General features: G+C 62.9%; 9 protein-coding genes and 1 pseudogene. 7 read left to right on the forward strand and 3 right to left on the reverse strand.

Translation table 11 applies throughout. The features are described from left to right. Positions 1 to 87 precede the first annotated feature (87 nt). The 5 genes from C1722_RS00250 (at position 88) to C1722_RS00270 (ending at position 7145) form a co-directional block, all read left to right on the forward strand. Entirely contained in the window at positions 88 to 1536 is a 1449-nt protein-coding gene (locus C1722_RS00250) for a M20/M25/M40 family metallo-hydrolase (protein WP_102377481.1), read from the forward strand. 6 nt (positions 1537 to 1542) lie between these two features. Beyond that, positions 1543 to 3015, forward strand: a complete 1473-nt coding sequence (locus C1722_RS00255; RefSeq protein ID WP_102377482.1) for an MFS transporter — start codon at positions 1543 to 1545, stop codon at positions 3013 to 3015. Positions 3016 to 3227: 212 nt separating this feature from the next. Next, positions 3228 to 4724 carry a phytoene desaturase family protein gene (locus tag C1722_RS00260; RefSeq protein ID WP_102377483.1) on the forward strand — a complete coding sequence of 499 codons (1497 nt, stop codon included), beginning with the start codon at positions 3228 to 3230 and terminating at the stop codon, positions 4722 to 4724. Further along, positions 4708 to 5610, forward strand: coding sequence for a phytoene/squalene synthase family protein (locus C1722_RS00265; protein WP_102377484.1), 903 nt, complete (start codon positions 4708 to 4710; stop codon positions 5608 to 5610). Before C1722_RS00260 ends, C1722_RS00265 begins: the two co-directional genes overlap by 17 nt. Positions 5611 to 5615: 5 nt before the next feature. Continuing rightward, complete coding sequence (locus C1722_RS00270) at positions 5616 to 7145, forward strand: DUF92 domain-containing protein (RefSeq protein WP_102379468.1); 1530 nt, start codon at positions 5616 to 5618, stop codon at positions 7143 to 7145. 140 nt (positions 7146 to 7285) lie between these two features. Here C1722_RS00270 and C1722_RS00275 read toward each other — a convergent pair whose 3' ends face one another. The 3 genes from C1722_RS00275 to C1722_RS00290 form a co-directional block, all read right to left on the reverse strand. Continuing rightward, positions 7286 to 7960, reverse strand: a complete 675-nt coding sequence (locus C1722_RS00275) for an alpha/beta hydrolase (protein ID WP_102377485.1) — start codon at positions 7958 to 7960, stop codon at positions 7286 to 7288. Between the two features lie 722 nt (positions 7961 to 8682). Continuing rightward, positions 8683 to 9675: a DUF5692 family protein gene (locus C1722_RS00285; protein WP_102377487.1), complete on the reverse strand. Its 993-nt coding sequence runs from the start codon at positions 9673 to 9675 to the stop codon at positions 8683 to 8685. A gap of 108 nt (positions 9676 to 9783) precedes the next feature. After that, a complete protein-coding gene (locus C1722_RS00290; RefSeq protein WP_244386277.1) occupies positions 9784 to 10443 on the reverse strand; it encodes a TetR/AcrR family transcriptional regulator in 660 nt (219 codons plus the stop codon). 181 nt (positions 10444 to 10624) lie between these two features. On the opposite strand from C1722_RS00290, the gene C1722_RS00295 reads away from it, so the two are divergent. Together C1722_RS00295 and C1722_RS00300 are read left to right on the forward strand one after the other, a co-directional pair. Then, complete coding sequence (locus C1722_RS00295) at positions 10625 to 11197, forward strand: cytochrome c3 family protein (RefSeq protein ID WP_102377489.1); 573 nt, start codon at positions 10625 to 10627, stop codon at positions 11195 to 11197. A 115-nt stretch (positions 11198 to 11312) separates the two neighbouring features. Beyond that, a pseudogene (locus C1722_RS00300) lies at positions 11313 to 11555 on the forward strand (FMN-binding protein); the annotation flags it as partial.

Here is an 11555-nt window from a genome sequence, read left to right on the forward strand (position 1 = left end):
CGCACGGCTATGCAGCGGGGGAGACGCGAGCAAGTCCGGATCATCGTTGCCTGCGGCTGCAAGCTGCGACAGCGGAAAGGGGACGGTATGGCAGTACTTGTAGGTATAGGTGCGATCATCGTTGTGCTTGTGGTCGTGCTGGTCGTAAACGCAGTGCGGCTCAAGCCGACATTGGTTGCCGATCCGCTGCCGCAGAGCTCGGCGGCGGGCGACGACGCAGCGGTCGAGCGGTTCCAGGAGATGCTCCGCATCCCCACGGTGTGGGGTGCCGAGAACCCCGAAACCGACCATGAGCCGTTCGATCGGTTCGTTCCGCGCATGCGCGAGCTGTATCCGCTCGTGTTCGAAAACCTCGAGCTCACGCTTGTGGAAACGTACGGCATCATGCTCAAGTGGACAGGAGCGAACCCCGCTCTCGATCCGATTGTCCTCATGGCACATCACGACGTCGTCTCGGCCAACCCCGACGAGTGGACGCACGATCCGTTTGCGGCCGAAATCGAGGACGGCAAGATCTGGGCGCGCGGCGCGGTCGATACCAAATGCATCCTTGCGGCGCTCTTCGAGGCGACCGAAACCCTGCTCGCGGAAGGCTATGTGCCCCCGCGCGACATCTACCTCTGCTCGTCGAACTGCGAAGAGGACAACGGGAGCACCGCCCCCGCCATGGTCGAGCTCTTCAAGGAGCGCGGCATCGAGCCCTACCTCGTCCTCGATGAGGGAGGCGCTGTCATCGACAACCCGCCGCTCGGCGTGACGCGACCCTTTGCGGCCATCGGCGTGACCGAGAAAGGGCTGTTCAGCGCCTTCCTCACCGTCGATTCGCAGGGCGGGCACGCCTCGACGCCCTCGCTCAAGGATTCGACGGCGAAGCTCGTCTCGGGCCTCGATGCGCTCCAGAAGAACCCTGCGCCCGCAAAGCTTTCGGCGCCCATCGAAGCCATGCTCAAGGAGCTCGCCTCGTACGGCGGCTTCGGCCTTCGGCTCGTGTTCGGCAACCTCTGGCTGTTCCGCCCGCTCGTGCTCAAGATCATGAAGGGCGATCACGAGACGGCGGCCATGGTGCGCACCACCTACGCCATCACCGAGCTCGAGGGGTCTCCCGCAGCGAACATCATCCCGAAGCAGGCGAGGGGCACGGTGAACGTGCGCATCGATCCGTCCGAGACGATCGACATCGCGCTTGGGCGCATCAAGGAGCGCTTCGACGATCAGACCGATTACGAGCTGCGGTTCGCCATCGACCCGTCGCCCATCTCGCCGTTCGACGATGCGGCGTTCGACTACCTGCGTGCGGTTACGCACAGCATCTATCCCGATGCGGGCATTGCGCCCTACGTGCAATCGTCCTCGAGCGACGCGCGCCACTGGCATCACATCTGCCCGCGCACCTACCGGTTCGCAGGCTTTCTGTTCAAGGGAGATCAGCGCGCCCGCATCCACGGGCAGGATGAGAACCTCGATGTGGACGCCTACAAGCGGGGCATCGGTTTCTACCTCGAACTGATCCGCAACCTCGACCGATTGGGAAAGTGAGGCATCATGGCCGATACGACGACGGCTCAACACGACGGGCCGCAGGGCGCAGGAGCCTTGCGGGGCGAGGAGGCCTCCCGACCCGCAGAGGCGGCTCAAGGCGGGCGACCCCCGCAGGGCGGCAGGAAAGAAGGCGGTTTCTTCTACGGATGGTGGATCGTGATCGGCGGCCTTCTGATCATGGCCACATGCTATACGATCTTCGTGAACTGCATCCCCCTGTTCCAGTCGCACATGGTTGCCGACCTCGGCATATCGGTGGGGCAGTTCAACACGGGCGTGTCCATCTGCACGGTGGTCGCCGTGTTCGCCTCGCTTGTGATCGGGCGGCTTACCGACAAGTGCTCGGCGCGGGTGCTTGCGGCGGTCACGATTCTCACGAGCTCGATCGTGCTTGTTCTGTTCTCGTTCATCACGGAGCTGTGGCAGCTCTACGCGCTCTGCGTTATCGCGGGCATGGTGGTGGTTGCGGGAACGCGCCTGCTCGTATCGGTGGTCATCGCGAACTGGTTCACGCTCAAGCGCGGCCTCGCCGTATCCATCGCGCTCGCCGGTTCGGGCCTGGGCGGCGTGGTGCTCTCGCCCGTGACGAGCGCGATGATCGAAGGCTACGGGTGGCGCCCGGCGTTTCTGCTGCTTGCGGTGACGTGCCTCGTGGTCGCGCTGCCCCTCTCGGTGGCGACGTTCCGCAGCAGACCGAGCGATAAGGGCCTCGAACCCTACGGCGCCGGGCAGGTCGAGCAAACGAAATCCGACCGCTCTCCCGACGTACCGGTAACCGTGTCGATCGGCTGGAAGCACCTGCGCAAAAGCGCCGGATTCTGGCTGCTCATCATCGGGTTCGTGATGATGGGAATCACGAACGGCGCCATCATCACCAACTCCATCTCCAACATGACGTCGGTTACGCTCGACGGCGTCGAGGTGGTCACGGGCGGGCACTCGACGCTCTGGGCGGGCACCGTGTGGTCGTTCTACCTGGCGGTGGTCATCTTCGCGAAGGTGGCGCTCGGTGCGATCTACGACCGCTGGGGCATGAAGACCGGTACCATTCTCGGCACCGCGACCTCGGTGCTCGCGGGTATCGCGCTGTGCTTCCCGGCAACCGATTGGGGCCCGATCCTCGCATGCCTGTTCTTCGGGTTCGCCACCTGCATGGGCACGGTGGCGCCGCCGATCATGGTGGTGAAGGAGTACGGCAAGAAGGATCTCGGAACCGTGACGGGCATCGTGACCGCGTTCGAGATGTTCGGCGCGGCCGTGGGTTCGGTTGTTTCGGGCATCATGTTCGACGCGTACTTCTCGTTCGTTCCCGTGTGGATCATGGTCATCATCGCGTCGGTGGTGATGGGCGTCACGCTTCTGGCCTCCATTCCCGCAGCCCGCAAGCTCGTCGAGCGTCGCCGTGCCGAAGGTGCGCCCGAGCTCGATGCGGAAGGCTTCGAGATCGATGCGACGGGTGCGCGCATAGGGGCGTAAGGGCGGAGAGCCGCTACGTGAGCCGCTGCGCGAGCCGCCTTTGACCCGGGCGGCTCGCGTGCGTTCGGGTGCGCTTTTGCGAGTCCTGCGGTAACGCCTGCATAACGCGGATGGAACAGCTTGCCCTAAAAACGCAGATCACAGCGCCGTATAAGTAAACCGAATCATACAATGACTTCATTGGTAGGCAAAAAGTGCTTCGAAGGAGTCGTATGAAACGGGTAATCGTGATCGGTGCCGGGGTGGCGGGATTGGCTGCCGCCATTCGGCTGCAGCACGCCGGATACGAGGTCGAGCTCTACGAGAAAGAACCTCGCGTCGGCGGAAAGATGAGCCAGATACAGGGCGGCGGCTACACTTTCGATGTCGGGCCGACCATCGTCATGATGCCCTCTTTGTACCGCGAGGTCTTCGAGCTTGCGGGACGCGACCCCGACGACTACATTCCCATGGAGAAGATCGAGCCGATGCTCGAGATCAGCTTCTCGCCCGAGGATCGCCTGGCGCTTTCGAACGACCTTTCGGAGCTTACCGCAGCCGTCGAAGCGGTCAGCGAAGAAGACGCGCAGGGGTACTTCGAGTATCTCGCCACGCTCTACAAGCGCTACCTCATCGCGAAGAACAGCTTCCTGCAGCGCTCGTTTCGGGGTCCGGCCGATTTCTACAACCCGAAAAGCCTGGCCGCGGGCTTTCGGCTTCATACGCTCGGCGATGCGTACTCGTCGGTGTCGAAGTACGTGCGCGACGACCGGCTGCGCAAGGCGCTCGCGTTTCAGACCCTCTACATCGGCATTTCCCCTTACGAGGGACCCTCGCTCTACATGATCATCCCCATGATCGAGCTTTTGTACGGCGTCTGGTTCATCAAAGGCGGCATGTACGCGATGGCCGATGCTCTGGGCAGGCTCTTCACCGAGCTGGGCGGCACGCTGCACCTGTCGGAGCCGGTCGAGCGCATCGCCGTACGGGGCGGGCGGGCGCGTGGGGTTGTAGTCGGCGATGAGGTGCGCGAGGCGGATTACGTAGTGTGCGATGCCGATTTCCCGTATGCCGTGAAGAACCTCGTGCAGGATGGCCGGGCGCGCGGGAAGTACACGCCGGAGAAGGTCGACGCGATGGACTACTCGTGCTCGTGCTTTATCCTGTATCTGGGGCTTGACAAGCGCTATCCGCAGAGCGCCGTTCATTCCATCAGGTTCGCCGCCGATTTCAAGAAGAACATCGCCGACCTGTTCGACGAGGCGCGGTTTCCCGAAGACCCCTCGTTCTACCTGTACGCTCCCTCCGATCTCGATCCCTCGCTTGCGCCCGAAGGCTGCCAGACGCTCTATGTGCTCGTTCCCGTCCCGCCGATTTCCGAGACGTCGCCCTCGTGGACACCCGACGCGACGGCGCGGTATCGCGAGCAGGTGCTCGACCTCATCGAACGGGAAACCGCCTACTGCGACATTCGCGACCATATCGCGTTCGAGAAGGCCTATACGCCGATCGATTTCTCCGAGCGGTTCAACGCGTACAACGGCGCGACGTTCGGGTTGCGTCCGACGCTCATGCAGAGTAACTACTACCGGCCGCACAACAAGGCGGCCGACTGCGAGAGCCTGTACTTTTGTGGAAGCAGCACCCATCCGGGTGCCGGAGTGCCCATCGTGCTCATGAGCGCGAAGCTGGCGGTTGAGGAGTTGATGCGCGATGACCGTGCAAACTGAGCTGTTCGAAAAACGTGCTGACGATTTCGCGTGGTGCGAGGAGGTCATCAAGCGCAATTCCAAAAGCTTCTACCGCGCGTTCTCTTTGCTGCCCGCTTGCAAGCGCGCGAGCGTGTACGCGCTCTACGCGTTCTGCCGCGCGGCCGACGATTCGGTCGATCGGGACAAGAGCGCCGAGGCGCTCGACCGGCTCGAGGGCGATCTCGCCGACTTCTTCGCGGGGCGCGTTCCCGATCAGCCGCTCTGGCGGGCGATGGGGGTTGTGCTCGAGAGCTTCTCGATCGACGAGCGGCCTTTCTTCGACATGATCGAGGGACAGCGGCGCGATCTTGCGTTCGAGCAGCCGAAAACGCTTGCCGATCTCGAGGAGTACGCCTATTACGTTGCCGGCTCGGTGGGCCTCATGCTGCTGCCGATCCTGCATGCCCGCGCAAGCGTGCCCGAGGAGCTGAAGCAGAGCGGGATCGATCTGGGCATCGCCATGCAGATTACGAACATCCTGCGGGATGTGGGGGAGGATTTGGACAACGGGCGCGTGTACCTGCCGGTCGAATCGATGCGTGCGGCGCACTACTCGCGAAGGGATCTCAAGCGGCGCCTTGTCGACGAATCGTTCGTGGACCTGTGGGAGTCGCTCGCCGAACGCGCCGAGGTGCTCTACCTGCCCATGCAGTTCGATGCGGCGCTGCTCGACGAGGACAGCCGGTTCGCAACGATCTCGTCGCTGTTTCTGTACCGCGGCATCCTCGATCAGGTGCGCGAGGGAGGCTACCGGTGCCTTACCTCGCGCAGTGTCGTGAGTCAGGACCAGGCGAGAAAGCTCATTGTCGAGGCGGAGGCGCTTCTTCGCGCGGAGCGCCCGCTCGTGTTCGCGGAAGTGCGGTGATCGGCATGGCGGGAAGCATTGCGGGAAACATCGCGGGCATCGTGGTGTCGGTTCTCTTCATCGGGCTTGTGCTCGGTGCCTCGGAGCTTCTGTCGCGCAGGGGCGTATCGTCCGAGGGAACGCGCAAAGTCGTGCACATAGCGCTTGGCGGCTGGTGGATCATCGCGATGCTGTTCTTCGATTCGCCGCTCTGGGCTGCCGCGCTTCCCCTCGCGTTCGTCTTCGTGAACGGCTACGCGTATCGCCAGGCGAAGCTCTCGTTCATGGCGAGGGAGGAGCACGACACGCCGGGTACGGTGTACTACGCGGTGTCGCTGACGGTGCTCTCGCTGTTCTCGTTTGGCATCGACGCGCCGTACGTGGGCGCGCTCGGCGTGTTTTCCATGGCGTTCGGCGACGGGTTCGCGGCCGTGATCGGCAAGCGGTTCGGCGTGCGGAAGCTTCCCGTCGTGCGGGACAAGTCGCTTGTTGGAAGCGCGACCATGCTCGGGGTGAGCTTCGCTGCCTGTGCGGCCGTGCTCGGGGCGGCCGGTGTTTCGCTCGCGCTGCCCATAGCGGCGCTCCTTGCGGTCGCGGCGACCGTGATCGAGGCGTTCTCGACCGACGGGCTCGACAACCTCTGGGTTCCCTTGGGCGTTTCGGCTCTGTACGTCGTGCTGTTTTTGCCTGCAGCGCCGTATGCGCCGGTGCTGCTCGGCATGCTCTTGAGCGGTGCTGTGGTAATGGCCTCGCTCAGGCTGGGGCTGTTGACGGTGAGCGGCGGCCTGGGCGCGCTCGTGGTGGGAGCGCTTGCGTTCGCCATCGGGGGATGGCCCCTGTGGCTTCTGCTTATATGGTTCTTCGGCAGTTCGAACATCGCCTCGAGGATCATGGCCAAGCGCACCGGCAAGGCGGCAAAGAAGGCGCACGAAACGCGCACGCTCAAGCAGGTGCTTGCGAACAGCGTGCCGTTTCTCGCGTGCGCCGTAGCCTACGTGGCGACAGGCGACTCGCGGTTCCTCATCGTGTCGGCGGCGGCCCTTGCCGCAAGCACGGCTGACACATGGGCATCGGAGATCGGGGTGTTCAGCAGAAAGCCCCCGATCAACATTCTTACCGGCACGAGAATGCAGCGCGGGCTCTCGGGCGGCGTGAGCCCGCTCGGCCTTGGAGCCACCGCGATCGGATCGACGACGTCCGCGTTTCTGGCGATGCTCTTGTTCCATGCGTTCGGCTACGCCGTGCCGACGGGTCCCGACGCTTTCTTCTTCATCATCGCATGCGGCATCCTGGGTTCGCTCGTCGACAGCGTGCTCGGGTCGCTCCTGCAGGCGAAATACCGCGGACCCGCCGAAGGCGAGCAAACCCTCGGCAGGCCGTGGGATGGGCGGACGGAAGGTTCGTCGGAGCTCGTCGAGAAGCTGCCGCGCGAAGGCGGTGCGGGCTACGCGCTCGTGTCGGGCTACGCCTGGGTCACTAACGACGCGGTCAACTTCCTGAGCGGGGCGATCGTAGTGGCGCTCGGGCTGATTGTGCTGGTCGGCTCGGGCGGCTAGCTGGAGGTCGCGCGCTGGTTCGGCGCTCAGCTCGAGCCGTTAGCGAGCGGTTGCATGCGGATCGTGCGATCGGCTAGGGAACCGTGCGCGGCTGGCCGACCGGCAGGAGCGCCGAGCCTGACCTGCTCGCCTGGTAAGTGCTACCGGGCGAGCAGGTGCGCCTCGAGTGCGTCGAGTGCACGGTTCATCTTACCGGCGACGTTCTGGAAGTGGGTGCCCGCCGTCTGCTCGAAATCGACTACGGCTCCCTTTGCGTGCAGAACGTCGGCGACGGCGAACGTACGCTCCTGGACGACGCGCATGCGCTTGTTCTTCGTGATGTGCTCCTTGTCGCCTAGGGAGAGGTAGACGTAGGGGCCCGCGGGGCGGACGCGCGCGTTTTCGAGGTAGGGGAGCAGGTCGTCGTACCAAAGCGATCCCGATATGCTCGCCACCGCGACGAAGCGGTCGGTCCTCGTGAGAGCGTAGACGGCGAACAGCCCGGCGAGCGAATAGCCGGCGAGCGCTCGAGCTGCGGGTTGGACGCCGTGCTCTTGCTCGATAGCGGGAATCGCTTCGTCGACGAGCTTGCGAAGGAACGCGTCGGCGTTGCCGCCGAAATCTCCCTGCGCTCGCTTGAAGACTTTCCTGGCAGGCCATGGAGTAAGGTCGTCGTCCCAGTTGCTGTTCGGGATGCGGACGACCGTTGCGGCGCGATCGGTGGCTTCGGCATCGCGTTCGGCGCCTGCGGCGGTTTCCCGCTCGCTCGGCGAATCGATGAGGTAGATGCAGGGGGCTGATCTTCCCCCGGTGCCGAGACGGATGTCGTAGTGCATGGGTTTCTCCTTGGTCTGATGAGGCCCCTTTTGCTATTGTAGCTCCAAGTGAAGCGATTCGGCTCGCCAAGGCGAGGTCGGCGAGGCTGCGTCGGTCAGCCTTGCGGACTCGTTGGCTTGCGGGATTTACGGGGACTGCGAGACCCGTGGGGCCAGCGGGGCCAGTGGGACCAGTGGGATTCGTGAAACCTGCGAGACCCGTGGGACCAGTGGGTTTTACGGAACCTGCGGGTCTTGTGGGCTTGGGGAATCCGCCGCGTCCCTCGGTGTTCACGGGAGGATGTCGGCCGACTGGCCGTATGCGCTACACCCTCGGGTATGTAAGGTCTTTTAGTTCAAAAAAGTATCGCTCCGGTACAAAAAAGTGCGTTTGTGCGGCCTCGCAGAGCCGATTACGACCAGCAGGCGGTTCGGTGCGGCGCAGTTTGCTGCGTCGGACTAGAGTTTTCGCAGGTGGCGGTATTGGCAATGCACTTAACGGCTTCGGATTGGCCTTTGCGGGCGGCACAAACGAAAAAACGTGCACCGAACCCCTGCTTTTTCGTGCGCAATCTTTTTTTTCGTGTCGTTTTGCGCATCGCACGCCCTCGCTCCAGCGCATGCAAAGGGGCCGCCCGTTTCTGAACGGACGGCCCCGGTTTGGTGTTTGTGCAACGGGCTCGCAGGTGCGGCTTCGGGAATGATTCCGCGTGCGGCTCGCCTGCTTGTGCGCCGAAAGGGCTCTACGCGACTTTCGGGGCGTCTTCTGCGCGGGCCATGGCTTTCTCGTAATCCTTGGTGCCGACGAAGATCTCGTTGGTGTAGGGATTGCGCTTGAGCTTCTTCGAGCGGTAGATCACGTAACCGATCGCAGCCACGTTGGCGAGCAGCGATATGATCGAGATGGTGAGATTGACGTTGGGGTTGTTCACCGACTGCACGGCGAACACGCTGGAGTCGAGGAACATCGGGAAGCACTGGGCGAACATGCACCAGATGGCAAGCGTGAACGCGCGGTTCTGGATCCAGCCGCCCTTGTTCCACAGGAATGCGGCGATGGTGGGCGCGAGCAGAAGCGCAAGGCCGCAGTAGAAGGAATGGGTGGGCAGGCAATTGTAGGTGTAGCAGAAGTTCCAGATGTCGTAGGAGATGATGAACACCCACGTCATGTCGGGCCAGAGCATGTCCTGCTTCTTCTTGGACACGTAGATGCCGAACCAGCCGGTCATGACGAAGATGTTGATGAGTCCTGCAATGCCGTTGAACACGTTGTGCCAGCCGCCGTACAGCGTGACGCCTTCAGAGGATACCCAGGTGGTGCCGAACGCGCGCACGGCCGATTCGAAATCGCTTACCACGGCAATGAGGATGTTGATGGCCACGATAACGAACGGGAAGCACTTGAACCAGTGCGATTTGCCGATCTTTCCCCACTTGTACTTGAGGGCCATGAAGCCGATGCAGCCGATGGTCGCGGCGTAGAGTTTCGCGTAGTGGAACCAGCTGTTCATGTACAGGTGCGTGGGATTGTTGAGCGCCCATTCGGCTCCCGACGCTGCGCTTACGGTGATTGCGATGAAGTAGACCGTGAGCCCTGCGGGAAGCACGATGAAGCAGAAGATGCCGCCTGCCCTCGTTCGCCGCGCGAACTCGTTGATGAGGATCAGGCTGATGAGTACGACGGCCCACCCGATCCACTGGTAGATGGCGTTTTCGCCGTAGACTTGGAATAGCATTGGCTGTACCCCTTTCGTTCCTTGGTTTGAGCGCACACTGCCAAGCGTCCCCTCGGACGTTCTCTTGATCAGGCATTTTGCGCGCCCGGTTCTCTTCTCTGTTTTCGGCTAGTCTGTGCGCTTCCTGCTGGTGCTCTCGTGCGGTTTATGCTCAGGGCCGTCGTGCGGCCCGGTTCCCCTATCCATGTGCAGCGTTTGGGCGATGAGGTCTTTGAGCACCTCGTCATCGACTTCCGGATGGCGGCGCACGAAGCCCACGATGCCGATGATCAGCACGTAGAATGTCTCGTACACGTGATCGATTTTGATCTCGTGCAGCGTTTCGTAATCGCGCACGGTGGTTTCGACGATGTAGGTTGCGGTGCGGTCGGCCACGCGGTTGAGGAACTCGAGGTAGAGCGCCGAGTTCTCCCGCGAGGCGAGGGCGCGCCTGAACGAATCGTTCTCGAAGACGCCGAGGCGCAGTATCCTCACCACGCTTTCGAGCGCGTGCTCGATGTTCCCCCGCTGCCGCTCGGCGTTCCAGTGGTGCAGTGCTTCGAGGTAATCGCCGATGTAATCGTCGAGCACCGCCGAGGTGACGGCTTCCTTGTCGGGGAAGTAGTGGTAGAACAGCGTTCTCGTGACGCCGACGCGGTTCGTGATGTCCTGCACCGATGTGCGGGAGAGACCCTGCTCCTCGAAGAGCTGGCGGGCCGCTTCGACGATGCTTGCGCGTCGTGCCTCATGCAGGCTGCTTTCGCTGTCCATCGGTCTCACCCCGCTCATCTTGTTCGGCTGTCCTTCGATGAGCGCAGAATACGCTCTTGGTTGACGGATCGTCAATAGACACTTTCGACGATCCGTCAATGACTTTCGCTTGCGAGCATGATAGCATGGGCGCCATAAAAGTTCATTGCTGAAATAAAAACTATACTGCAATGAAGAAATAAAGGGGAAAGGATGCGGAATGGGGAATTCTGAGGAGGCATCAGCGAAGCGGGGAAGGAAGCGCTGGCCCATCGTCGTCGGCGTCGTTGCAGTTGCGATCGTGGCGGCGGGTGCGGGATTCGCCGTCTGGCACGAACAGCCCGGTTTCTGCAATGCGATCTGCCACAATCCGATGGACAACTACGTTGAGGGCTACTACGGCGACGAAACGCTCATGGTCAACTCCCATGCGCGCGAGGACGTGACGTGTCTCGAATGCCATGAGCCCAAGATGGACGAGCAGATTGCCGAGGGCCTCGCGTGGGCGTCGGGCAACTTCGCGACCGACGATGCGGGCAACATCGTGCGCACGGGCGTGACGGCCGACGAGAAGATGTGCACCCGAGCGGGGTGCCACGATTTCGATGAAGTCGTGGCTGCAACTGCCGACTGGGCGGGGGAAGCGGGCGTGAACCCCCATTCGTCGCATCAGGGCGTCGCCATCGACTGCAGCAACTGCCACGGCGCCCACAGCCAATCGTACATGTACTGCAACACCTGCCACGACTACGAAGTCCCCGAGGGCTGGGCGAGTCCCGCTGCGGGGCACTGAGCCGCAGCGGGGCGTCGAGCTGCAGCGGAACGCTGGGCCGCTTCTGGGCGTTGAGCCGCTGCGGATGCGGGCAACGGGAGTTGCCAGGTGATGGAACCACGAGGAGGAACACCTGATGAAAAGAACGACGATACTGGCGTGCGGTGCCGTGCTGACGCTCGGGCTGTCGGGCTGCGGGGCGACGTTTGAGGGCTCGGGGTCGAAGGACGCCGCAAGCGCCGAGCAGCTGGCGATGCGCGCCGACGACCCATGGGCTCGGGAGGTGGCGGCGAATCCGTCTGCGAAGGCGGCGGGAAACCTGCATGACGGCGTGTACGTGGGAACCGGCAAGGGCATGGAGGGCCTGATCACCGTGTCG

The sequence above is a fragment of the Raoultibacter timonensis genome, from assembly GCF_900240215.1.
In the GTDB taxonomy this organism is placed as follows: Bacteria; Actinomycetota; Coriobacteriia; order Coriobacteriales; family Eggerthellaceae; genus Raoultibacter; species Raoultibacter timonensis.